We start from the raw sequence: 24739 nt of genomic DNA on the forward strand, positions 1-24739 counted from the left end.
CAGCAGCACTCCCGAGGAGGAAGAACACATGAGCGAGCGCACGTTCGCGCTACTCAAGCCCGGACAGCTGGACGAACTGGCCGAGGAGACCTACCGGCGGCGCCGTTCGGCCGACCTGGCCCGCGCGTTCGAGGCCCTGCCCGCCCCGGCGCGCGTCCGCCGCGTCCCCGAGCGGGGCCGCCGGCCGCTGGTGCTGGCCGCGGGCGCGGCGGCGGCCGGACTGGCCGCCGCCGTGATCATCATTCCGGGTCAGTTGAACGGCGCGCCCGGCGGCCGGGAGCCCGGGCCGGGAGTCTCCGCCGGTGACCCCCGGTCGGGCGGGGCCCGGCCGATCGACGCCCACTCCATCCTGCTGGCGGCGGCCGAGAGCGCAGCCAGGGAACCGGCCGGCTCGGGCCGCTACTGGTACACCCGCCAGCGCGTCTTCCAGCGGGTCGACAACGCGGAAAGCGATTACATGGTCGCGATCAAGGCCTTGGCCGCCGAGCGGGAGGAGAAGCTGAAGGAGCTCAAGGGCAAGCCCGACGAGCTCGCCGCCGCCGAGCGCGAGTTCGAGCGGAAGGTCGGCGAGCTGAAGCGGAAGATCGGCGAGCCGAAGTCGGCCGCGCTCTCGTACACCGCGTTCCTCACCCAGACGGACGAGTCCTGGCGCCCGCGCCAGAAAGGCGCGACGGGCCGCTCGGTGAGCGGGCAGGACGAGAAGATCACCTTCGCTTCCTCCGGGGACGAGGCGAAGTGGCGGCAGGCGGGCGCCCCCGACCTGGGCGGGAGCGGCCCGAGGAGCTACGACGACGCAACCGAGCGGGTCCTGTCGATCGACAACCCCGGCCTGAACATGCGCAACGTGGGCGACCTCCCCACCGACAGGGAAGAGCTGGAGCGCAAGCTGCGGCAGTTTCACAAGGCGCGCCCCGGCGGCGCGCAGGGCGACTTCGCCGTCTATCTGTGGCAGACGGGGGTGGACCTGCTGAGCGCGCCGATCACACCGGGGACCAAGGCGGCCCTGTTCCAGGTGATGGCCGACCAGCCGGGCATGACCTCGCCGGGACAGGTCACCGACGCAACGGGGCGCGCGGGGGCCGCCCTGACGGCGACCGGCTCGGGTGACGACGGCGAGCGGATCGAGTACCGCCTGATCGTGGATCCGGACTCGGCCGAGCTGCTGCAGTACGAGGTGGGCGAGGCGGGCACGTCCGCACCGCTCCTGCGGGTCACCCTGCAGGAGGCGGGCTGGGTCGACCGCCTCGGCGACAGGCCCTGAAGCCGTAGGACGAGTGCGTCCTGAGCCGGAGGCGGGTACGGCAGTGCGCGCCAGGTGGTAGGCCCGCCCGTGCGACGTGCCCGTGGCGGGCCGGGTGCCGCCCGCCCGTGCGACGTGCCCGTGGCGGGCCGGGTGCCGCCCGCCCGTGGGACACGTCCCCGGTGGGCCGGGTGTCGCCCGCCCCGGGCTGCGCCACACGACAGCCGGACGAACACGCCCGTCATCCGGGCACGGACCGTAGGCGATCCGTGCCCGGATGACGGGCTGGCCGTGGCTCGGCACGGGTCAGCCGGTGGTGTGTTGATGCCGGATCGCGATGGCCGACACCCCGGACGCCGGGCGATTCGGGCAGCGAACCCAGCGGGTGCAGGGCCATGCAGGCAGTACCCCGGTCATCGCTCCTGGTCTCCAGGGCGACCGCGATAGAGCTGACGCCGGATCACAGTGCTCCTCACCCCCTGCATCGCAAGCGCCGCAGCATCCCGGGCAGGCTCGGTTGCCATGAGGCGCAGCTTGGGGCGGGCGACACCCGGCCTGCCGGGGACACACCTCACGGGCGGGGCGATATCCGGCCGACACCGGACGCGTCCCAGCTTCAGAACCCACTCACCCGACCATCGCGCGGCGCAGCCCGGGGCGGGCGACACCCGGCCCACCGCGGACGCGCCCGTCAGGCCGGGGACGCCGCGGTGGCGGGGGTCTCGGCCTCCTGAGGGGCCTCCTCCACGGCGGGCAGCGTGATGATGAAACGCGAGCCGCCCGTGTGCTCGGTGTCGAGCCAGATCTTGCCGTGGTGGTACTCCACGATCTTCCGGCAGATCGCCAGGCCGATGCCCGTCCCCGCATAGGCGTCCCGGGTGTGCAGCCGCTGGAAGATGACGAAGATCTTCTCGGCGAACCGGGCGTCGATGCCGATGCCGTTGTCGGTCACGGTGATCCGCCAGTCCGTGCCCTCGCGCTCGGCCTCCACCCGGACCACGGGAGTGCGGTCGGGGTGGCGGAACTTGACGGCGTTGCCGATCAGGTTCTGCCAGAGCATCACGAACTGCGACCGGTCGCCGCTCACCGGCGGCAGGTCACCGATCTCGATCTCGGCGCCCGACTCCTCGATCGTGACCGAGAGGTTGCGCAGGGCCGCCCTGGCCGCGTCGCCGAGGTCGAACGTCACCGGTTCCCGGGTGATCCGACCCACCCTGGAGAAGGTGAGCAGCTCGTTGATGAGCTCCTGCATGCGCTTGGCGCCGTCCACCGAGAAGCCGATGTACTGCTTGGCCCGGTCGTCGAGCCGGTCGCCGTAGCGCTGTTCCAGCATCTGGGTGAAGCTGGCCACCTTGCGCAGCGGCTCCTGCAGGTCGTGGCTGGCCACGTAGGCGAACTGCTCCAGCTCGGCGTTCGAGCGCCGCAACTCGGTGGCCTGCTCGTCCAGCAGCTGCCGCGACCGCCGGGTCTCCTCCAGCTCGGCGACGATCCGCCCGCGCATCGCCTCGATGTCGCGGGCCAGCTCGGCCACGTCGGCCGGGCCACCGGTGTCGACGTGGTGGTCGAAGTCCCCGTTCGTGACGCGCCGCGCGGCGGCCGACAGGCGGTCCAGCGGGCGGAAGACCACCAGTCTCAGCAGCAGCGCGTTCGCGAGGATGGCCACCAGCAGGGTCCCGAGGATGATGAGGAAGGCGAGGTCGCGTCTCTCCCTGGCGGCGGCCAGGTCGGCGCGCGCGGCGTCCCGGGCCAGGGCCCACGCGGCGTTGTGGACCTCCAGCGCGTCCCGCAGGGACTGGAAGGCCCGCCTGCCCTCCTCGGTCTGCTCCTGGGTCACCGACTCCGCCCCGTCGGTCCGCGTCCGGGCGATCATCGGATCGGCGTACCGGGCCCGCCACTCCCCGGCCAGACGCTCCACCTCGGCCAGCTCGCGCATCGGCGGCTCGTCCGGGCCGAGTTCGTGCAGGCGGGCCACCGTCTGGCGCTCGGCCTCCCGGCCGAGGACGTACGGCTCCAGGAACTGCTCCCTGCCGGTGAGGACGAAACCCCGCACGCCGGTCTCCTGGTCCAGCAGGGCGGCCTGGATGTTCACCGCCTCGATGCGGGCCGGGGAGATGCGGTCGACCAGGCGGTTGGACACCTGGGCGGTGTTCTGCAGCACCAGGGCTCCGGCCAGGGCCGCCGCGACCACCAGCAGCGCCATCGCCGCGAGCACCAGAGCGAACCACGCCTGCGCGCTCCAGCGGCCCGCGTGGGACTGCCCCGGAGGGGTGATGATCGTCTCTTCGGCCGACATGGGACTCCCGTTTTCCGGCATCACGCCCGGCGGAGGGTGGAGGACTCGATGCCTGAGGAAAGATACCCGAACGATCTCCCTGTGATCGGCGCGGGGACGGGATCAGTCGAACAGGTCTGGGTCGGAGGCGATGATCTGGTCGTAGAGAGGCTGGAAGTTGATCCAGCCGACGAGGTCGTTGCCGATCTGACCGTGGGTGAGCTTGGCGTTCTCGTGGTCGATCGGGACGGTGGGACCGGCGGCCTTGGCCAGGAGCTGGGCCTGGCAGCTGCGCTCCATGGTGATGAACCACCAGGCGGCGGCGTCGACGCTGTCGCCCACCGTCAGCAGGCCGTGGTTGCGCAGGATGACGGCCTTGTGGGAGCCCAGGGCCCGGGCGATGCGGCGGCCCTCCTCGGTCTCCACCACGACGCCGGTGTAGTCGTCGAACAGGCCGTGGTCCTCGTAGAACGCGCACGCGTCCTGGGTGAGGGGCTCCAGCAGGGTGCCCAGGGACGACAGCGCCTTGCCGTGCACCGAGTGCGAGTGGGCGGCGGCGACCGCGTCGGGGCGGGCCTGGTGGACCATGGCGTGGATGGCGAAGGCGGCCTTGTTGACGTGGTGGCGGCCCTCGACGACCTGGCCCTCGTGGTTGACCAGGATCAGGTCGCTGACCTTGATCTGCTTGAAGGACATCCCGAACGGGTTCACCCAGAAGTGGTCGGTGTGCTCGGGGTCGCGGGCGGTGATGTGGCCCGCCACGCCCTCCTCGAAGCCGAACCTGCCGAACAACCGCAGCGCGGCGGCCAGGCGCTCCTGACGGTGCCGCCGCTCCTCCTGCACGGTCGCGAACTTCTGCGGCAGCCGGAAGGTCAGCTGCTCGGCGGGGACGGGCTGCAGATCGGACAGGCTCATGCGCGCTCCAGGACGGAAGGGTCGAGGTCGGCGGGCGTGCGGAACCCCGCAAGCCCCAGGGTGAGATCGAGCTCGGCGAGGATGCTGCGGACCACGTGGCGCACGCCGTCCTGTCCCCCGTTGGCCAGGCCCCACATGTACGGCCGGCCCAGGAGCACCGCCCGGGCGCCGAGGGCGAGGGCCTTGAAGACGTCGGCCCCGCTGCGCACCCCCGAGTCGAACAGCACGGTCAGCCGGTCGCCGACGGCCTCCGCGACCGGCGCGAGCGCGTCCAGGGAGGCGAGCGCGCCGTCGACCTGGCGTCCGCCGTGGTTGGAGACGACGACGCCGTCCATGCCCGCGTCGGCGGCGCGGCGGGCGTCGTCCACGTGCTGGATGCCCTTCAGGACGATCGGCCCGTCCCAGTTGTCGCGCAGCAGCGACAGCTGGTCCCAGGTGTGGGCGCGGCCGTTGAACATCGGCACCCACTGCATGATCGCCGCGTCCAGGTCCTCCTCCACCGGGCGGGCCAGCCGCGAGCGGAACACCGGGTCGGACAGCGGGATCGCCAGGCCGGTCCCGCGCAGGAACGGCAGGTAGGCGCGGTCGAGGTCGTTGGGCCGCCAGGCCAGCGTCCAGGTGTCGAGGGTGACGACCAGGGTGTCGTAGCCGCTCTTGCGGGCCCGCTCCAGCAGGCTGAGGGTGACCTCGTCGTCGTGCGGCCAGTACAGCTGGTACCACCGGGGCCCGTCCGCCTCGGCGACCTCCTCCAGGGTGTGGGAGGCGGCGGTGCTGAGCACCATGGGGACGCCGAGCGCGGCGGCGGCCCGGGAGGTGGCGAGCTCGCCCTGCGGGTGGACGATCGACTGCACGCCGACCGGGGCCAGCGCCAGCGGCGCCGGGTAGGTCCGGCCGAACAGCTCGGTGCTCAGGTCGCGGACCGAGACGTCGCGCAGCATCCTCGGCACGATCCGCCACCGGTCGAACGCCTCGCGGTTGGCGCGGTCGGTCGCGCCCGTCCCCGCCGAACCGGCCACGTACCAGTAGGCGCCGGGGTCGAGCCGCCGCCTGGCGGCCCGCTCCAGCTCCGCCAGGTCGGCGGAGTACGGCGGGTGCTGGCCGGTCAGCCCGTTGAGGTAGATCTCGTACTGATAATCGGAGAACGCCACCGTTCCAGCCTGTCCTGACCTCTCGCGGCATGTCTACGGCCCATCATTACGAATCGCATTCGGTTTCGCGCCGTGACGGCGTGACCGCTCCGGGCCGGTACGGTGGCCCGGCTGGCGGGAACGTGTTCCCGGAAACGGGCGTTGGAGAGAACGTGGCCTCGATTAAGCAGCTCATCAGGCGGTTCCTGGAGCGCCCCGGTTCGGTCGACCTGGCTCCCTTCGAGCGGGTCGTGGCGGCCGCGGGCGCCCACGAGGAGCGCCTGCGGGAGCTCGACGAGCCGCCCTCCCCCTCGATGGACGACCTGGCCGAGTTCTGCGCGATCGCGCGCGAGGCCGCCGACCGGGCGCTGGGGCTGCGGCCGTACGACGTGCAGCTGGTCGGCGCCCTGGCCATGCTGACGGGCAACGTCGCCGAGATGGCCACCGGCGAGGGCAAGACCCTGTCCGGGGCCATGGCCGCGGCCGGATACGCGCTGCGCGGCAGGCGGGTCCACGTGATCTCCGTCAACGACTATCTGGCCCGGCGCGACGCCGAGTGGATGGCGCCGCTGTACGAGGCGCTGGGCGTCTCGGTCGGCTGGATCGGCGAGGCCTCCACCCCGCAGGAGCGCCGCGAGGCCTACGCGAGGGACGTGACCTACGGCTCGGTCAGCGAGATCGGCTTCGACGTGCTGCGCGACCGCCTGTGCGTCGACCCCGGCGACCTGCTGCAGCCCGAGCCGGACGTCGCGCTGATCGACGAGGCCGACTCGGTGCTGGTGGACGAGGCCCGGGTGCCGCTGGTGCTGGCCGGCGCCGCCGACCCCGGCGGCTCGGTGCCGGAGATGGCGGCGCTGGTCCGCCGGCTCGTCAAGGGCTACCACTACGAGATCGACGACCAGGCCCGCAATGTCCACCTGACCGCCAAGGGCATCGACACCGTCGAGGAGGCGCTGGAGGTCGAGCTCTACCACGACCCCGCCACCCTGACCCAGGTAAACCTCGCCCTGCACGCCCACGCCCTGCTGAACAAGGACGTCGACTACATCGTCCGGGACGGCCGGGTCCACCTGATCAACGCCTCGCGGGGCCGGGTGGCGCTGCTGCAGCGCTGGCCGGACGGCCTGCAGGCGGCGGTCGAGGCCAAGGAGGCGCTGCCGCCCTCGGAGACCGGCGAGATCCTCGACTCGATCACGGTCCAGGGCCTGATCACCCGCTATCCCGTGCGGTGCGGGATGACCGGCACCGCCGTGGCCGTCGGCGACGAGCTGCGCGAGTTCTACGACCTGAAGGTGGCCGTCGTCCCGCCGAACCGGCCGGTGGTCCGGGTCGACGCGCCCGACCGGCTCTTCGCGTTCGCCATGGACCGCGACCGGGCCCTGCTCGACGAGATCGCCGAGGTGCACGCCACCGGCCGGCCGATCCTGGTCGGGACGCTCGACGTGGCCGAGTCCGAGCGGCTCGCGCTGAACCTGTCCGGCCGCGGGCTGGAGTGCGTCGTGCTCAACGCCAAGAACGACGCCGAGGAGGCCGCCATCATCGCCGCGGCCGGGGAGCGCGGGGCGATCACGGTCTCCACCCAGATGGCCGGGCGCGGCACCGACATCAGGCTCGGCGAGGGGGTGGACGACCTCGGCGGCCTGTACGTCATCGGCTCGGGGCGCCACGCCAGCAGCCGCCTGGACGACCAGCTGCGCGGCCGGGCCGGGCGGCAGGGCGACCCCGGCGGCTCGGTCTTCATGGTGAGCGGCGAGGACGACCTGATCACCCACTACGTCGCCGACGAGTACACCTCCGGCGTGCCGGCCCAGAGACTCGTGAGCCACGCCCAGCGCGTCGCCGAGGGCGTCAACACGCAGATCCACCGCGACACCTGGCGCTACACCCGCCTGCTCGAACGCCAGCGCGGCCTGGTCCTGGAGCGCCGTGACCGGATCCTGCGCGGCCGGGCCGGCGGGGAGGCGCTGGCCGCCGCCGCCCCCGGACGGTGGGCCGAGCTCCTCGAGGCCCTGCCCGCGGAGACGGCCGAGGACGTGCTGCACGCGGCCGCCCGGCAGATCGTCCTGTTCCACATCGACGCCTGCTGGACCGAGCACCTGGCCCACCTGGCCGAGATCCGCGAGGGCATCCACCTGCGCGTGCTCGGCCGGGCCAACCCGCTCGACGAGTTCCACAAGGAGGCCGTCGCCGCCTACCAGCGGCTGCTCGCCGAGATCGAGTCGCGCTCGGTGGCCACCTTCGAGACCGCCTCCATCACCGCCGACGGCCTCGACCTCGACGATGCGGGACTCAAGCGCCCCACCGCCACCTGGACCTACCTCGTCCAGGACAACCCCTTCGGCAGCGAGTGGGAGCGCATGACCAAGCGCCTGTCCAACGCGATCCGCCGCCGCTGACAGCCCTCCGCTGACAGCCCTCCGCTGACAGCCCTCCGCTGACGGCTCCCCGGGGCCGGTCCGCCGTTGACGCTTCCCGGAGTCAGCCCGCCGCTGGCAGCTCCCCGAGACCGGGCCGCCGGGGTCAGCCGCCGAACCGTACCCCGGCGTCCCGCAGTGCCGCGGCGCCCGCCAGCGCCGCGCGGATCTCGCCGGCCGGGTCGCCCTCGTGGTAGATCCGCTCGCTGGTCTCGATGCCGTCCAGGAACTCCTGGTAGCGCACCGCGTGCATGACGCGCTTGACCGGCTCGGCCAGGACCAGCGCCCGGCCGGGATCGGAGCCGGGCACCAGATCCGACCAGGCCTCGATCCACGCGGCGGTCGCCCGGTCGCGGTGCTCGGCCGGCCGGAAGTCGCCCGCCCGCAGGCCGTCCACGGCGGGGTGCCCGAAGTGGCTGTCGGAGAAGTCGACGGCCACCGTGCGCCGCCCGTCCGACCGCCAGTTGCCGCAGTGGAAGTCGGCGTGCACCAGGGTGTCCGGCAGGCCGCACTCCTGCAGCGCGGCGGCCATGGCGGGCAGGTCGTCGGCCAGCCGGCGCGCCGCCGACAGCTCGGCCGCGGTCAGGCCGGTTGCGGCCTCGCCGTCGAGCAGGCCGTGCGCCATCCCGGCCAGGGTCCGGGGCGTGCGGTCGGCCAGGCCGGAGGGGGCGGCCTCCCAGCGCCGGGCGATCTCCAGCTGGGCCGCGGACCAGCGGCGGATCATGGCCCGGACGACGTCGTCGGAGGCCTCCCAGCAGTCCTCGCCGGGCACGTGCTCCAGGAGCATCAGGCCACGGCCGGCGTCGGCGGCCACGACGGAGGGCACCAGCTCCGGGTCCACCCGCGCGACCAGGTCGATCGTCCGGGCCTCCCAGGTCGCGAACTCCGGCAGCGTCTTCAGCCAGACGGGCCCGCGGACGGTGGGGACGCGGAACAACCCGGAGAGGTTCCAGCTCTTGATCTGCCGGACGTCCCCGTCCGCCGGCCGGTCCGCCGCCCGCAGCGCCTCGCGCGCCCACGCCAGGGCCTCGCGCAGGCCCGGGGCGGTGGCCCATCCGGACCGCCGCGGGGCGGGGCGGAGCAACTCGGCCGCGTCCGGCGGGGGCGCCCCGAGCAGCCCCTCGCGCGGGCGGGCGAGAGCCTCGGCATGGTAGGTCACGTGCCCGTCCCTGGCGCCCTCGCCGCCCTCGACCTCCACCAGGCGCAGCACCATGACGGGCACGCCGAGCTCCGCGGTCAGCCGGTCGGCGACCGGCCCGACCTCGGCCCACCAGGGGCTCTCCACCGGGAAGGGCCCGAAGGTCCCCAGACACTCTCCCTGCGACGTCACCACGACGCCGGCCGTACGGCCCCGCTCTCGATCCACCGGGCCAGTGTGGCCGTCGGCGGGGCGGGACGCGACCGGTTATCCTCCCGCCCGGGCCGCACATCGCGATACTCATTACATCCGTGGTAATGGTTTGGTCGATCACGCTTGGATATCGTGACGTGCGTGACCACCACCAGCGGGAACCGGCCAGTCGGCGAACTGCTGCGCCAGTGGCGGGAACGACGGCGGATGAGCCAGATGGACCTCGCCATCCAGGCCGACGTCTCCACCCGCCACCTGAGCTTCGTGGAGACCGGCCGGTCCAAACCCAGCCGCGGCATGATCCTTCACCTCGCCGAGGAGCTCGACCTCCCCCTGCGCGAGCGCAACCATCTGCTGCTGGCCGGCGGGTTCGCCCCGGTCTACGCCGAGACCCCGCTGAACTCCCCGGAGATGGCCTCGGTGCGGGAGGCGCTCGGTCAGGTGCTGAGCGGGCACCAGCCCTATCCCGCCGTGGTCGTGGACCAGCGCTGGAATCTGGTCGACCGCAACTCCGCCACCGGCCTGCTGCTGCGCGGCGTCGCGCCCGAGCTGCTCGAGCCGCCGGTCAACGTGCTGCGGCTGAGCCTGCACCCCAAGGGCATGGCCCACCGCATCCTCAACCTGGGCGAGTGGCGGGCCCACCTGCTGCACCGGCTCCGCCGCCAGATCAGCCTGACCGCCGACCCCTACCTCACCGAGCTCTGGCGGGAGCTGGAGGGCTATCCCTGCGACCAGCCCGAGCCGGAGATCGGCGCGGGCCCGGGGCAGATCGTGATCCCGCTCAAGCTCCGCCGCGGCTACCGCGAGCTGATCTTCTTCAGCACCATGACCACCTTCGGCACCCCGCTCGACATCACCGTCGCCGAGCTCGCCATCGAGGCCTACTTCCCGGCCAACCCCGAGACGGCCGCCTATCTCCAGCACCAGCACCACCCCGACTGACGGCCCGTCCGCGGACGGCCGCCCGCCCCGCGACGGGCGGCCGGGAGCCCCCGCAGCACCCCGCCCCAGAACTAATAGGAAACTTTCTATTTAATTTCGGCGCCCGGAGCCGAGCGCCGAAACCTATTGGAAACCCCAGCTCAGAGGGCATTCGGACAGACCCGAATCCCCGTCCCCATCGGGGTTTCGGGCGTCGGAAGGGTATTGACGCGTTCTGAAGGGGCTTCCTACGCTGCCGGGCGAGGCCCGCACGGGGACGACACGCTGCGGCGCGATCTCAGGGTGCTCGATGAAGGAATTCTCCCTCTCTCCCGCGCAGGAACGCCTCTGGTTCCTGCACCGCTACGACCCCGCCGACCCCGGCTACAACGTCAACATCGTCCACCGTGTCACCGGGCCGGTGGACGGCGGTGTCCTCGCGCTGGCGCTGGGCGATCTCCAGGCGCGGCACGAGGCGCTGCGCACGCGCTTCCCCGAGCGGGAGGGCAAGCCGTACGGGCTCGTCGAGCCGCCGTCGGCGGTGCCCGTGGAGCTGCTGGAGCTCTCCGAGGAGGAGGCCCTGCACGCGGTCGCCGAGCGGACCAACGCCCCCTTCGACCTCGCCGCCGGGCCGCCGATCCGCGCCACGCTGATCGGGCTCGGCACCGGTGACCACGTCCTGTGCCTGGTGCTGCACCACATCGTCGCCGACGGCTGGTCGCTCAACATCCTCCTGGCGGAGCTGGGCGCGTGCTACGCGGCCCGCCGCGACGGCCGGGCCCCCGACCTGCCCCCGCTGCCGGTCCCGCCCGCCGCGCCGGAGCCGGGCGGGCCGTACGGGGGCGACGGGGACGGGGACCGTGACGCGGACGGGGATCTGGCGTACTGGGCGCGCCGCCTGGCCGGGGCGCCCGTGCTCGACCTGCCGACCGACCTGTCGCGTCCCGCGGAGCGTGACAGCCGGGGCTCGGAGGTCGTCTTCACCGTCCCCGCCCCGCTGGCCGCGGCCCTGACCGACCTGGCCAGGACGCAGCGGTGCACGCCGTTCACCGTGCTGCTGACCGCCTACCAGGCGCTGCTGGGCCGGTTGACCGGGCAGCGCGACCTGGTGATCGGCTCCCCGGCGGCCGGGCGCGACCGTCCCGAGCTGGAGCCGCTCGTCGGGCTGTTCACCAACACCCTCGTGCTGCGCGGCGACCTGTCGGGCGACCCCCCGTTCACCGAGCTGCTGCGCCGCACCCGCCGCACTCTCCTGGAGGCGATGAGCAGGCAGGAGGTGCCGTTCGAGCGGTTGCTGGCCACGCTGGACGTGGGCCGGGACCTCAGCCGCACGCCGCTGTTCCAGACGGTGGTCACGCTGCACTCCAACGCCGCCGGATACGACGAGGCCGACACGTTCGCGGGCATGCCGTCCGCGGCGTTCCCGCACGGGTGGGCCCGCGCCAAGGTCGACCTCACCCTCGACATGTGGCAGCGGCCCGACGGGATCCTCGCCACCTTCATGTACAGCACCGACCTGTTCGAGGCGGCGACCGTGCGCCGCTTCGCCGACCGCTTCCTCACCCTCCTGCGGTCCGTCGCCGACGGCCCGCACCTGCGCCTGTCCGAGCTGGAGGTGCTGCCGGAGCCGGAGCGCGCCCTGCTGGCCGCGGGCAACGCCACCGCCGCCGAGGTCGGTCCCGAAACCGTCGTGGACCTGGTACGCCGCCGGATCCGCGCCACCCCCGCCGCCCCCGCGGTGGTCTGCGGCGCGCGCCGCGTCACCTACGCCGAGCTGGGCGCGCGGATGGAGGAGGTCGCGGTACGGCTGCGCGCGGCCGGGGCGGGCCCCGGCTCGCTGGTCGCGGTCTGCGCCGGGCGGTCGGACCTGACGGTGGCGGGACTGCTGGGCGTGCTGGCCACCGGCGCCGCCTACGTGCCGGTGGACCCGGACTACCCGGCGGCCAGGATCGAGCACATGCTGGCCGACTCGGGCACGGCGATCGTGCTGGCCGACGAGGAGTCCCGGGAGCGGCTCCCGGCCTCGGTGACCGTCGTCCCGCTCGACGCCCGGGACCCGGCCGCGCCGGGCGGCCCGGCGTCCCCGTCCGCCGCGTCGCACGACGGGCCGCAGGCGGCCGACCCGGCCTACGTGATCTACACCTCGGGTTCGACCGGCCGTCCCAAGGGGGTGGTGGTCACCCACGGCGCGCTGAGCAACTTCCTGGCGGGCATGGCCGCCCTGCTGGATCCCTCCCCCCGGGACGTGTGGCTCTGGCTGACCTCGCTGTCGTTCGACATCTCCGCCCTGGAGCTGTACCTGCCGCTGGTCCACGGCGGGAGCCTGGTCGTGGCGGACGCCCGGACCGCGCGGGACGGGGCGGCGCTCGCCCGGCTGGTCGGGGCCGGCGGCGTCACCCACATCCAGGCGACGCCGTCCGGATGGCGGATGCTGCTGGCCGGCGACGCCGGGACCGCGGACGTGGTCGGCCTGGTCGGCGGCGAGGCCCTGCCGCTCTCGCTCGCCGCCGAGCTGCGGCCCCGGGTGCGGCGCCTGGTCAACATGTACGGCCCGACCGAGACCACGATCTGGTCGACGGCGTGGGAGGTCCCGCGGGACCCCCGCGAGGTGCTGATCGGCCGGCCGATCGCCAACACGCAGGTGTACGTGCTGGACCCCGACGACCGGCAGGCCCCGATCGGGGTCCCGGGCGAGCTCGTGATCGGCGGCGCGGGCCTCGCCCGCGGCTATCTCGGCCGCCCCGCGCTGACCGCCGAGCGCTTCGTCCCCGACCCGTGGGGCCCGCCCGGCTCGCGGCTCTACCGCACCGGGGACCGGGTGCGGCTGCGGCCCGACGGGACGCTGGAGTTCCTCGGCCGCGCCGACCGGCAGGTCAAGCTGCGCGGCCACCGCATCGAGCCCGGCGAGATCGAGGCCGTGCTGGAGTCCTGCCCCGGGGTCGCCCAGGCCGCCGTCGTCGTCCGGGACGACCGCCTGGCCGCCTACCTCGTGTCCGCCGGTACGGCCGATCCGTCCGGCACCGGCTCGCAGAATGTCGACCCGCACGGCGTCGACCTGCAGAGCATCGATCCGCACGGCGTCGACCCGCGGGAGTACGCCGCCGGGCTGCTGCCCGCCGTGATGGTGCCCTCGACCTTCACCTGGCTGTCCGCGCTGCCGCTGACGCCGAACGGGAAGGTGGACCGGGACGCGCTGCCGGATCCGGCGCTCCCGGCCGGGGGGCGGGGCGGGCCGCCGACCGGCGCCTCGCAGCTGCGGGTGGCCGGCCTGTTCTCCCAGGTGCTCGGCGCCCGGGAGGTGGGGGCCGACGACGACTTCTTCACGCTGGGCGGGCACTCGCTGCTGGCGGTGAAGGTGATCGCGGCGCTGGAGGCCGAGCTGGGCGTGGAGGTCCCGATCCCCGTGCTGTTCGGCAACCCGACCGTCGCCGGGCTGGCCGCCGCCCTCGACGACCTCACCGGCCGCGCCGCCTCCGGCGACCCCGGTGACTCCGGCGGCCGGCTCGCCTCCCCGCCGGTCCCGCGCCCGGCCGGGACGGCCCCACCGCTGTCCCGGGCCCAGGAACGGCTGTGGTTCCTGCACCGGCTCGACCCCGACGACGCCTCCTACACCATGTTCCTGGTGCGCCGGCTGAGCGGGCCGCTCGATCCGGCCGCGCTGGGTGAGGCGTTCACCGCCCTGGTGGAGCGGCACGAGAGCCTGCGGACCCGCTTCCCCGACCGGGACGGCCAGCCGCTGGCGGTCGTCGAACCCGCCGCCGCCACGGTGCTCACCCACCTGGACGTACCGGGCGGGACGCCCGAGGAGACGGAGGCGGCGGCCCGCCGGATCGTCGCCGAGTGGACCAACGCCCCCTTCGACCTGGCGGCCGCGCCGCCGGTGCGCGCGGGACTGCTGCGGCTGGGCCCGGCCGAGCACGTGCTGTGCGTGGTCTTCCACCACATCATCGGGGACGGATGGTCGCTCAACGTGCTGCTGGACGATCTGGCCCGCCTCTACAGCGCGCGCGTGGCCGGGCTGCCCGCCCTGCCCCCGCTGCCGCTGCAGTACGGCGACGTCGCCCTGTGGCAGCGCGGGCGCGACGAGAGCGCGGCGCTGGCCCACTGGCGGGAGCGGCTGGCCCGCCCGCCCGTGCTCGACCTGCCGACCGACCGGCCGCGCGGGCAGGCGCGGCGGGGAGCCTTCCACCCGTTCCGGCTCCCGGAGGAGGTGGTCTCCCGGCTGGAGGAGATCGGCCGGGAGCGGGGGGCGACCCTGTTCATGGTGCTGCTGGCCGCCTACCAGGTGCTGCTGGCCCGGCACACCGGCCAGGACGACCTGCTGGTCGGCTCGCCGTACGCCGGGCGCGACCGGCCGGAGTTCGAGCCGATCGTCGGCTGCTTCACCACCATGCTCGTGCTCCGCGGCGACCTGTCGGGGGATCCGGCCTTCACCGAGCTGCTGGGCCGTACCCGGCGCGACGTGCTGGACGCCTTGACGCACCAGGAGGTCCCGCTGGAGCGGCTGGCCACCGAGCTCGGCGTGCAGCGGGACCTGACCCGCACGCCGCTGTTCGAGACCATGGCCGTGCTGCACAACCAGGGCGGGCGCCCCGCCGACTTCGGCGACGTCCGGGCCGGGCTCTTCGACACCGGGTACGCGCAGGCGAAGCTGGACCTCGCCTTCGAGGCGTGGCGGGAGGCCGACGGGCTGTCCATGGTGCTGGGCTATGACGCCGCGCTGTTCGACCCCGGCACCGTGGCGGGGTTCGCGAGCGGCCTGCAGTCGCTGCTCCGCGGCGTTGCGGCCCACCCCGAGCGCCCGGTCTCCCTGCTCCCGCTGAGCGCGGAGGCCGACCGGGAGGCGCTCACCGGACTCGCGCAGGGTCCCGCCGACGACCGCACGGACCTGGTGCCCGCCCTGATCGCCGCCTCCGCGCCCGGCGCCGTCGCGGTGGAGCGCGGCGGGCGGGAGCTGACCTACGCCGAACTCGACCGGCGCGTCACCCGGCTGGCGGACCGCCTGCGGGAGACCGGTGCCGGTCCCGGCACGGTCGTCGCGGTGCGCGCCGAGCGGTCGATCGGCACGCTGGTGGCGATCCTCGCCGCCTGGCGGGCGGGTGCCGCCTACCTGCCCGTCGATCCCGCCACGCCCGACGCCCGCCGGGCCCACCTGCTCGCCGACAGCCGGGCGGTCGCCCTCGTCACCGGGTCGGACGAGACCGAGGCCGTCGAGGTCGTCGGACCCGCCGGAGTCGTCGGACCCGCCGTCTTCGAACCTGCCGTCTTCGAACCTGCCGTCTTCGAACCTGCCGTCGGCGCCCGCGGGTCCGGGGACGACGGGGTCCCCGAGCCGGGCGAGCGGGCCACGCAGTCCGGCGGGCGAGTCGCGCAGCCGGGTGAGCGGGCCACGCAGCCGGGGGACGCCGCCTATCTCATCTACACCTCGGGCTCGACCGGCGTGCCGAAGGGCGTCGTGGTCGAGCATCGGAGCCTGGCCGCGCGGGTGCGCTGGATGGTCCGGGAGTACGGCCTGCGGCCCGGGGACAGGGTGGTGCAGTTCGCCTCCCTGGGCTTCGACGCGCACGCCGAGGAGATCCATCCCACCCTGTCCGCCGGGGCCACTCTCGTCCTGCTGCCGGGCGGGCCGGAGACGCTGCCCGACTTCCTGGCCACGCCCGAGGGACGGCGGGTCACGGTCCTGGACCTGCCGACCGCCTACTGGCACCGGCTGGTGGAGGTGATCGACGAGGTGACCTGGCCCGACACGCTCCGCCTGGTCATCCTGGGCGGCGAGCAGCTGTACGGCTCGGCCGTACGCCGCTGGCGGGAGCACTTCGGCGACCGGGTCCGGCTGGTCAACACCTACGGGCCGACCGAGGCGACGATCATCGCGACGGCCGCCGAGGCGACCGGCGAGGAGCGCCCGCCCATCGGCCGCCCGATCTCGGCGACCTCGGTACGTCTGCTCGACTCCCACGGGGAGCCGGTGCCGCGCGGCGCGGCGGGAGAGCTGTGCGTGGGCGGTGACGGCGTGGCCCGCGGTTACCTGGGCCGTCCGGCGCTGACCGCCGAGCGGTTCGTCCCCGACCCGTGGGGCCCGCCCGGATCGCGGCTCTACCGGACCGGCGACCGGGCCCGGTGGCGGGCGGACGGTCAGCTGGAGTTCCTGGGCCGGATGGACGACCAGGTGAAGGTGCGCGGCTTCCGGGTCGAGCCGGGCGAGATCGAGGCGCTGCTCACCGGGCATCCCCGGGTCGCGCAGGCGGCGGTGCTGGCGCACGGCGAGACCCTGGCGGCCTACGTCGTCCCCTCCCCCGGCCCGGAGGCCGGTGCGGGCGCGGCGTCCCCGGCGTCCCAAGTGTCCCAGGCGCCCCCGGTGGACGAGGCGGAGCTGCGCCGCCACCTGGCCGCCTCGCTGCCGCCGTACATGGTCCCGACGTTCTGGACGACGGTGGCGGCCCTGCCGATGACGGTGAACGGCAAGGTGGACCGGGCCGCGCTGCCCCGGCCCGAGGCCCGGGCCACCGTCTACGTCGCCCCCCGCTCGGACGCCGAGGAGCTGGTCGCCGAGGTGTGGTCGGAGGTCCTCGGCCGGGACCGGATCGGCGCCTTCGACGACTTCTTCGCCCTGGGCGGGCACTCGCTGCTCGCGACCCGGGTGACGGCGCGGCTGCGCACGGCGGTCGAGGTCCAGGTCCCGCTGAAGACCCTCTTCGTCAGGCGCACCGTCGCCGAGCTGGCCGAGGCCGTCGAGGAGCTCATCGCGGCCGAGGTCGACGAGCTCTCCGACGACGAGGTCACCGCCCGGCTCGCCGCCGGAGAAGCCGTCCGGTGACCGCCGCACCGCCCGCCGCTGCCCGCCGGGGAGACCGTCGAGTGATCGTCCCGCCGTCCGTGAAGAACCCGCCGTCCGTGAAGAGCCCGTCTCCCGTGAAGAACCCGCCGATGACCGAGTCCGCCACTCCGGAGGTCCGCCGATGACCGAGTCCGCCACCGCCGACGCCAGGAAGGCCCTGGTCGCCCAGCGGCTGCGGCGCAGGAAGACCGGGCCCGCGATCACCCCGCGCCCGGAGGGCGAGGTGCCGCCGCTGTCCTCCGCCCAGGAGCGGCTGTGGTTCCTCGACCAGTACACGCCCGGTGAGACCGCCTACGTCATCCCGGTCTCCCGCCGGGTGCGCGGCCCGCTGGACCCCGGCGCGCTGGAGCGGGCCTTCGCCGAGGTCGTGGCCCGGCACGAGGCCCTGCGCATGCGGTACCCGGCCGACGACGAGGGCCGCCCCCGGGTGGTCGTCGTGCCGCCGTCGGCCGCGACCGCGCCGTTCACCGTGGTGGAGGCGGCCGGAGAGCCGCAGGCGCGGGCGGCGGTGGCGGACTTCCTGGCCGTGCCGTTCGACCTCGCCGAGGGGCCGGTGATCAGGGCCCTGCTGGTACGGCTGGCGCCCGAGGACCACGTGCTGGCCCTGGCGATCCACCACATCGCCGCCGACGGGTGGTCCACCTCCGTCCTGCTGCGCGAGCTGTTCGCGCTGCACGACGGCCGGGAACTGCCCCCGCCGCCGGTGGGCTACGGCGACTACGCGCTCTGGCAGCGCGGCCGGGAACAGGAACGGGATGACCTGGACTTCTGGCGGCGGCGCCTGGCGGGGGTGGAGCCGCTCGCCCTGCCCGCCGACCATCCCCGGCCGCCCGAGCAGACCTACGGCGGGGCCGCGCACGCCTTCCGCGTGGACGCCGCGACCGCCGATCGGCTGACCGCGATCGGGCACGAGCACGGGGCGACGCCGTACATGACGCTGCTGGCGGCCTTCGCCGCCCTGCTCGGCCGCCACTCCGGCCAGGACGACGTGGCGATCGGGTCCCCGGTGGGCGGCCGTCCCCTGGCCGAGCTGGAGGGACTGGTCGGCTGCTTCGTCAACATGCTGACGATGCGGGTGGACCTGTCGGGGGACCCGACCTTCCTGGAGCTGCTGGCGCGGGTCCGGGACCTGGCGCTGGAGGCCTACGCCCACCAGGAGACCCCGTTCGAGCGGGTGGTCGCCGACCTCAACGTCGCCCGGGACGTGTCGCGCTCGCCGCTGTTCCAGGTGATCCTCGCCATGCAGAACTACACGGGCGAGAGCGGTGACGGCGACGGCCCCGGTCTGGAGGGCTTCCCGCTGGGGACCTGGGCCACCCGGTTCGACCTGGAGCTCTATCTCAGCGAGGACGCCGAGGGGCTGGCGGGCCTGTTCGTCTACAACACCGACCTGTTCGAGGCGGCCACCGTCGAGCGCCTGACCGCGCACCTGACGGCCCTGCTGGAGCGGGTGGCCGCCGACCCGTCCCTGCGGACGTCCGATCTGGAGGTGCTCGGCGAGGAGGAGCGGCGGCTCATCCTGACCGAGTGGAACGCCACCGCCGTGCCGTCGCAGGGCGAGACGACCCTGCACGCGCTCTTCGAGGCGCAGGCGGCCAGGACCCCGGACGCTCCGGCCGTCACGTTCGAGGGCGCGACCCTGTCCTACGCGGAGCTGGACGCGCGCGCCGAGCGGGTGGCCGGAGCCCTGCGCGGGCTGGGCGCCGGGCCGGGGAGCCTGGTCGGCGTCTGCGCCGAGCGGTCCTTCGAGCTGGTCGCCGCGCTGCTGGGGGTGCTGAAGGCGGGCGCCGCGTACGTCCCGCTCGACCCGGAGTACCCCGCGGACCGGCTGGCCTTCATGGCCGGGGACGCCGGGCTGTCGGCGGTCCTCACCCTCACTCCGGCGGAGGACTCCGCGCTCCCGGGGGACGGCCCCGCGGGCCCGGACGCCCTGCGGGCCCTGCGCGACTCCGGCGGGCCGGCCGGCTGCCCGGTGCTGCCGCTGGACGACCCGGACGCCTGGCCGGCCGCCGTACCCGCGGGGCCGGGCGCGGGTCCGGACGACACCGCCTACGTGATCTACACCTCCGGCTCCACCGGCCGGCCCAAGGGCGTGGCCAACGGGCACCGCGGCATCGTCAACCGGCTGGAGTGGATGCAGGAGCGCTTCGGCCTGACCGCGCGGGACGTGGTGCTGCAGAAGACCCCGGCCGGGTTCGACGTGTCGGTCTGGGAGTTCTTCTGGCCGCTGCTCACCGGCGCCCGGCTGGTGCTGGCCCGGCCCGGCGGGCACAAGGACGCGGCCTACCTGCGGGACCTGATCACCGCCGAGGGCGTCACCACGCTGCACTTCGTGCCCTCCATGCTCGCGGTGTTCCTGGCCGAGGAGGGTGTGGCGGACTGCGGCACGCTGCGCACGGTCGTCTGCTCGGGCGAGGAGCTCCCCGTCGACCTGGCCCGCCGCTGCGTCGAGACGCTCCCCGCCGAGCTGCACAACCTCTACGGCCCCACCGAGGCGGCCGTGGACGTGTCCGCCTGGCACTGCGCGCCCGAGGCGCTGTCCGGGCTGGCCCGGGTGCCGATCGGCGGCCCGGTGGCCAACACCACCCTGTACGTGCTGGACGCGGGCATGCGCCCGGTCCCCGTCGGGGTGCCCGGCGAGCTGTACATCGGCGGCGTGCAGGTGGCGCACGGCTATGTGCGGCGCCCGGCGCTGACCGCCGAGCGGTTCGTGCCCGACCCGTTCGCCGGGAACGGGGGACGGCTCTACCGGACCGGTGACCTGGCCCGCTGGCGCCCCGACGGGACGATCGAGTTCCTGGGCCGCATCGACAACCAGGTCAAGCTGCGCGGCCTGCGCATCGAGCTGGGCGAGATCGAGGTGGCGCTGCGCGCCCGGCCCGGGGTCGCGGACGCGGCCGTGATCGTCCGCGAGGACCGCCCCGGGGACCGGCGGCTGGTCGCCTACCTGGTCGAGGAGCAGGATCCCGACGGGCCGGCGCCCGACCACCGCGCCGAGCTGAAGCGGCGGCTCCCCGACTACATGGTCCCCTCCTCCTTCGTCACGCTGCCCGCCCTGCCCCTGACTCCCAACGGCAAGCTCGACCGCGCGGCGCTGCCCGAGCCGGTGTTCTCCCGCGAGGAGGGCGCCGTCTTCGCCGAGCCGTCCACCCCGACCGAGCAGACGATCGCCGCCGTCTGGTCGGAGGTCCTCGGCATCGAGACCATCGGGGCCGACGACGACTTCTTCGACCTGGGCGGGCACTCGCTGCTGGCCACGCAGGTCGTGGCCCGGCTGCGCACGGCCGTGGGCGGCGGGGTCTCGGTGATGGACGTCTTCAAGCACCGGACCGTGCGGGAGCTGGCCGCGCTGGTCGACACCCCCGCCGACAGCCGGGAGCCGCGCGGCCTGCTGCACGAGCTGACCCGCTCGCGCGCCACCGAGCTGAGCTACGTGTGCGTGCCGTACGGCGGCGGCAGCGCGGTGGTCTACCAGCCGCTCGCCGACGCGCTGCCGGCCGGGTACGGGCTGTGGTCGGTCGCCATCCCCGGGCACGACGTGGGCCTGGACGAGGAGCGGCTGCCCTTCGACGAGCTGGCCGCCAGGTGCGTCGCCGAGATCCAGGAGAAGGTCCAGGGGCCGATCGCGCTGTACGGCCACTGCGGGGTCGGCTCCGCGCTGATCGTGGAGATCGCCCGGCGGCTGGAGGCCGAGGGCAGGCAGCTGGAGGCCGTCTACATCGGGGCGATCTTCCCCTTCGCCCGGCCCCGGGGCGGGGCGATGTCACGCCTGGCCCGGCTGGCCCGGATGGAGTCGCTCCGCGGCGACCAGGGGTACGCCAACTGGCTGACCTCGATGGGCGTCGACATGAGCGACCTCGACCCGGACCGGGCCCGGCTGATCATCCGTAACATGCGGCGCGACTCCGAGGCCGCCGAGCAGTACTTCACCGAACTGTTCGAGAGCTCGGCGCAGCGGCTTCGGGCGCCCATCATCACGGTGGCGGGCGAGCGGGATCCGGCCACCGACTACTACCAGGAACGCTTCCGCGAGTGGCATTTCCTGACCGACGACTCGGCCGTGGTGGTGCTGGAGGAGGCGGGGCACTTCTTCCTGAAGTACCGGGCCGCGGAACTCGCCGAGATCGTCACCGGCATCCACGTGTCCATGCGCGCCGACCCGGAACCCCCGGACCCCGCCGCTGCGGATTCCGCGGGATCGGGCACTTCCGCGGGATCGGACACACGCGGCGCGCCGGAACCCGCCGTACCGCGCACACGCGCGGAGTCCCGGTCCGGAGCGCCGGCGGACGGCTCCGCGACCTGGTGGCTGCACGCGGTCTCGCACTCCACCTCGGCGGTCGTGCCGACCGGCCCGCAGCCCAGCATGCGGCGCTTCGCAATGGTCGCCTCCGGGCAGCTGATCTCCATCACCGGCTCGGCCCTGACCGAGTTCGCGATCCCGATCTGGATCTATCTCACCACCGGATCGCTGGTCCGCTTCGCCCTGTTCTCCGTACTCGCCATCGTGCCGGGCATGCTGGTCGCGCCGCTCGCCGGAGTGATCGTCGACCGGTCCGAACGGCGCCGGATCATGCTCGTGGGCGACCTGTGCGCCGGAGGCACGCAGCTGGTGCTCGGACTGCTGCTGTGGACGGGCAACCTGCAGACCTGGCATCTCTATCCGCTGATCGTCTGCCTGTCCATAGCCCTGACCTTCCAGCGCCTGGCCTACGGCTCGGCCATTCCACAGCTGGTGCCCAAGCGCTATCTCGGCCACGCCAACGGCATCACCCAGATGGTCAACGGCACCTCGCAGCTCATCGTGCCGATCATCGCGGTCGGGCTGATGGCCACCATCGGCCTGGAGGGCATCCTCATCATCGACGTGCTGAGCTACGTCTTCGCGGTGACCGTCATCCTGTGCGTGCGCTTCCCCTCCACGATGGCATGGAAGCGGCGCGAGTCGGTCATGGCCGAGATGGTCGAGGGGTTCCGCTACTCCTGGGGGAACCGGGGCTTCCGGTCCATGCTGGTGTTCTTCGCCATCCTGAACATCTTCCTGTCCCCGCTGTTCCTGATGACGTCCCCGCTGGTGCTCTCCTTCGCCACCCTCGACGAGGTCGGCACCGTCGCGTTCTTCTCGGGCCTGGGCGTCTTCCTCGGCGGCCTGTCGATGACCGTGTGGGGCGGGCCGCGTCACCGCAGGATGTACGGCGTGCTGCTGTGCACCCTGGCACTGGCCGTCTCCGGCACGCTGATCGGCCTGCGGCCCGACCTCGTGATGATCTCGGCGGGCGCGTTCGGGCTGGGGCTGTGGGTCTCCCTGCTCAACGGCATCTACGCCACGATCGTCCAGGTCAAGGTCCCGCAGCGCTTCCACGGCCGGGTCTTCGCGCTGAACACCCTGATCGCCTGGTCGACGATGCCGTTCGGCTTCGCCGTGGTGGGACCGGCCGCCGCCGCCCTGCTGGACCCGCTGCTCACCCCGGACGGGCTGCTGGCGGGATCCGTCGGCGAGATCATCGGCGTCGGCCCGGGACGCGGCATCGCCCTGATGTACCTGCTGGCGAGCCTGGCCATCGCGGTCCTGGCCATCGTCTGCCTGCGCGGCGGGCCGCTGTCCCGCTTCGACGACGAGATCGCCGACGCCGCCCCCGACGACCTGGTGGGACTCCAGGCGCTCCGGCGCGACGGCGACGACGACGAGCCGCAGGTCCCGCAGGTCCCGGCGGCGGCTAAGGCACTGAAGGCATGAGAACGGTCGTGACGAGCCTGCGCACCCGTCCGTCGCCGGGCCCGTTGCCCGCCCTGGCGGCGAACACCTCGCGCAGGTCCGTCACGAACTCGGCCATCTCCTCGTCGGACAGCCACAGCGCGGCCTGGCGGTAGCCGACGCCGTCGCGGCCCAGGTCGATGTCCCCCCGTTCGGTGTAGCGGTCGAAGTCCGACAGCAGTCCCGCCACGAACGCCGTGAACGCCTGCCGGTGGTCCTGGGGGGACATCGCGGCCAGATCCTCCGCGGTGACCTGGGCCGCGGACATGCGCAGCGCGTAGGTGCGCTCCACCGCGCCGCGCACCTTCTGCTCGTCCACCACCTCCAGGACCCCGGCGTCCGCCAGCGTGCCGACGTGCCGGTAGAGCGTGGCGGTGGAGACGTCGGAGAGCTCGGCCGCCAGGGCCGTCGTGGTCATATGACGATCTCCCAGCAGTGCCTGGACGATGCGCAGCCGTACCGGGTGGAGCAGTAGATCAGCTGTCGTCTTCATGAACCAATATTCTCACATTTGACATCAATCTCAAAGATGAGAATACTCATGACCAGACGAAAGCGGAAAGGAAGCACGATGGCGACGATGACGATGACCGGTGGCGAGCTGGTGCTGGCGCTCAGCCAGGGCGAGAAGGTGGCGGGTCTGCACGGCGACATCCGCGTGCCGCGCGCCGCGGTCCGCCGGGTCGCCGTCGTGGAGGACGCGGTGGCGGGCGCCGGCGGCCTGCGCGCCCCCGGCCTGGCCCTGCCGGGCCGGACCAAGATCGGAACCTGGCGCAGGCCCGGCCACCGGACGTTCGTGGCCGCCCACCGGGGCGTGCCCGCCGTACGGGTGAGCCTGAGCGGGACCGGCTACGACGAGCTGCTGGTCAGCGACGAGAACGCGCCGGAGCTAGCCGGGCGCATCCGCCAGTGGGCCGGGCTGCCCGCGCCGGTCGCCGAGGAGCGCGTCACCTTCCGCTCCGGCGACCTGGTCCTCGGTGGCACGCTGGCCCTGCCCGCCGGTCCGGGGCCGCACCCGGTGGTGGTCATCATGACGGGCTCGGGCCCGCTGGACCGCGACGCCGACCACAAGCGCATGCCCCTGGGGGTCAGCCGCGACTTCGCGCACGCCCTGGCCGAGGCGGGCGTGGCCTCCTTCCGCTACGACAAGCGCGGCGTCGGGGAGTCGCAGGGCGACTTCCTGGCCGCGGGCCTGAGCGACAACATCGCCGACGCCCGGGCCGCAGTGGCCTGGGTCCGCGGGCGCGAGGAGATCGACCCGGCGGCGGTGTTCGTCCTGGGCCACAGCGAGGGGGCCGTCATCGCCACCGCCCTGGCCGCCGGGGAGGCGGATCTGGCCGGGGTCGTGCTGCTGGCCGGCATGGCGAAGACCGGCGAGGAGACCCTGCGCTGGCAGGCGCGCCAGATCGCCGGGGACCTGCCCGCGCCGGTCCGGGCGATGCTGCGCCTGCTCCGCACCGACCTGTTCAAGAAGCAGGACGAGGCCATCGCCACCTTCAAGGCGAGCACGACCGACGTCGCCCGGGTCCAGGGACGCAAGTCGAACGCGCGCTGGCACCGCGAGTTCATCGCCTTCGACCCCAAGCCGTCGCTGCGCGGGACGCGCGTGCCGATCCTGGCGCTCACCGGCGCCAAGGACGTCCAGGCCGACCCCGCCGACCTCGACGTCGTCGCCGCCACGGCGGGCGGCGACGTCACGACCGTCCGGGTGCCCGACCTGACCCACCTGCTCCGCCGCGAGGCGGGCGCCGGCGGCCTGAGCACCTACAAGCAGCAGATCCGCAGGCCCACCGACCCCGAGGTCATCGCCACGGTGACCGGCTGGATCACCGACCGGCTCCCCGGTCGTCAGGCCTGAGGGCGGTACGGCGCGGCGGGCGGCGTACGGCATCCCCGCCCGCCGCCC

The 24739-nt window shown here is 73.9% G+C and carries 11 protein-coding genes; 6 read left to right on the top strand and 5 right to left on the bottom strand.

The window, feature by feature from the left end; genetic code table 11:
• The first annotated feature begins 28 nt into the window (after window positions 1-28).
• A complete protein-coding gene (locus Psi01_RS14375; protein WP_204064503.1) occupies window positions 29-1261 on the top strand; it encodes a CU044_5270 family protein in 1233 nt (410 codons plus the stop codon).
• Between the two features lie 670 nt (window positions 1262-1931).
• Here the strand turns inward: Psi01_RS14375 and Psi01_RS14380 are convergent.
• The 3 genes from Psi01_RS14380 to Psi01_RS14390 all read right to left on the bottom strand — a co-directional run bounded on the left by Psi01_RS14380 (window position 1932) and on the right by Psi01_RS14390 (window position 5575).
• Window positions 1932-3533 carry a sensor histidine kinase gene (locus Psi01_RS14380; protein ID WP_204064504.1) on the bottom strand — a complete coding sequence of 534 codons (1602 nt, stop codon included), beginning with the start codon at window positions 3531-3533 and terminating at the stop codon, window positions 1932-1934.
• A gap of 102 nt (window positions 3534-3635) precedes the next feature.
• Window positions 3636-4427, bottom strand: a complete 792-nt coding sequence (locus tag Psi01_RS14385; protein ID WP_204064505.1) for a class II aldolase/adducin family protein — start codon at window positions 4425-4427, stop codon at window positions 3636-3638.
• On the bottom strand, window positions 4424-5575 hold the full coding sequence (locus Psi01_RS14390) for a lactate 2-monooxygenase (RefSeq protein ID WP_204064506.1): 1152 nt from the start codon (window positions 5573-5575) through the stop codon (window positions 4424-4426). Before Psi01_RS14390 ends, Psi01_RS14385 begins: the two co-directional genes overlap by 4 nt.
• Before the next feature lie 161 nt (window positions 5576-5736).
• Between Psi01_RS14390 and secA2 the strand changes: the two genes are divergently transcribed.
• Window positions 5737-7950, top strand: coding sequence for an accessory Sec system translocase SecA2 (secA2, locus tag Psi01_RS14395; RefSeq protein ID WP_204064513.1), 2214 nt, complete (start codon window positions 5737-5739; stop codon window positions 7948-7950).
• A 124-nt stretch (window positions 7951-8074) separates the two neighbouring features.
• Here the strand turns inward: secA2 and Psi01_RS14400 are convergent, their stop codons facing one another.
• Window positions 8075-9334: an aminoglycoside phosphotransferase family protein gene (locus tag Psi01_RS14400; RefSeq protein WP_239127651.1), complete on the bottom strand. Its 1260-nt coding sequence runs from the start codon at window positions 9332-9334 to the stop codon at window positions 8075-8077.
• A 126-nt stretch (window positions 9335-9460) separates the two neighbouring features.
• Between Psi01_RS14400 and Psi01_RS14405 the strand changes: the two genes are divergently transcribed.
• From Psi01_RS14405 to Psi01_RS14415, 3 genes are all read left to right on the top strand, one after another.
• On the top strand, window positions 9461-10261 hold the full coding sequence (locus Psi01_RS14405; protein ID WP_275424525.1) for a helix-turn-helix domain-containing protein: 801 nt from the start codon (window positions 9461-9463) through the stop codon (window positions 10259-10261).
• Window positions 10262-10550: 289 nt separating this feature from the next.
• Window positions 10551-17057 carry a non-ribosomal peptide synthetase gene (locus Psi01_RS14410; protein WP_204064507.1) on the top strand — a complete coding sequence of 2169 codons (6507 nt, stop codon included), beginning with the start codon at window positions 10551-10553 and terminating at the stop codon, window positions 17055-17057.
• 142 nt (window positions 17058-17199) lie between these two features.
• Complete coding sequence (locus Psi01_RS14415) at window positions 17200-22815, top strand: non-ribosomal peptide synthetase/MFS transporter (RefSeq protein WP_204064508.1); 5616 nt, start codon at window positions 17200-17202, stop codon at window positions 22813-22815.
• Here Psi01_RS14415 and Psi01_RS14420 read toward each other — a convergent pair.
• On the bottom strand, window positions 22796-23326 hold the full coding sequence (locus Psi01_RS14420; protein WP_204064509.1) for a helix-turn-helix domain-containing protein: 531 nt from the start codon (window positions 23324-23326) through the stop codon (window positions 22796-22798). The genes Psi01_RS14415 and Psi01_RS14420 overlap by 20 nt on opposite strands.
• Window positions 23327-23413: 87 nt before the next feature.
• Here Psi01_RS14420 and Psi01_RS14425 point away from each other — a divergent pair, with 87 nt between their 5' ends.
• A complete protein-coding gene (locus Psi01_RS14425) occupies window positions 23414-24691 on the top strand; it encodes an alpha/beta hydrolase family protein (RefSeq protein WP_204064510.1) in 1278 nt (425 codons plus the stop codon).
• Window positions 24692-24739: the final 48 nt, after the last annotated feature.

This window comes from Paraplanobispora siamensis, assembly GCF_016863175.1.
Lineage (GTDB): Bacteria > Actinomycetota > Actinomycetes > Streptosporangiales > Streptosporangiaceae > Planobispora > Planobispora siamensis.

Excerpts from the sequence above, each read along its gene's own strand:
- Psi01_RS14380 (WP_204064504.1), bottom strand. The coding sequence starts at position 3,533 with ATGTCGGCCGAAGAGACGATCATCACCCCTCCGGGGCAGTCCCACGCG.
- Psi01_RS14425 (WP_204064510.1), top strand. The coding sequence starts at position 23,414 with ATGACGATGACCGGTGGCGAGCTGGTGCTGGCGCTCAGCCAGGGCGAG.
- Psi01_RS14410 (WP_204064507.1), top strand. The coding sequence starts at position 10,551 with ATGAAGGAATTCTCCCTCTCTCCCGCGCAGGAACGCCTCTGGTTCCTG.
- Psi01_RS14420 (WP_204064509.1), bottom strand. The coding sequence starts at position 23,326 with ATGAAGACGACAGCTGATCTACTGCTCCACCCGGTACGGCTGCGCATC.
- Psi01_RS14375 (WP_204064503.1), top strand. The coding sequence starts at position 29 with ATGAGCGAGCGCACGTTCGCGCTACTCAAGCCCGGACAGCTGGACGAA.
- Psi01_RS14385 (WP_204064505.1), bottom strand. The coding sequence starts at position 4,427 with ATGAGCCTGTCCGATCTGCAGCCCGTCCCCGCCGAGCAGCTGACCTTC.
- Psi01_RS14415 (WP_204064508.1), top strand. The coding sequence starts at position 17,200 with ATGACCGAGTCCGCCACCGCCGACGCCAGGAAGGCCCTGGTCGCCCAG.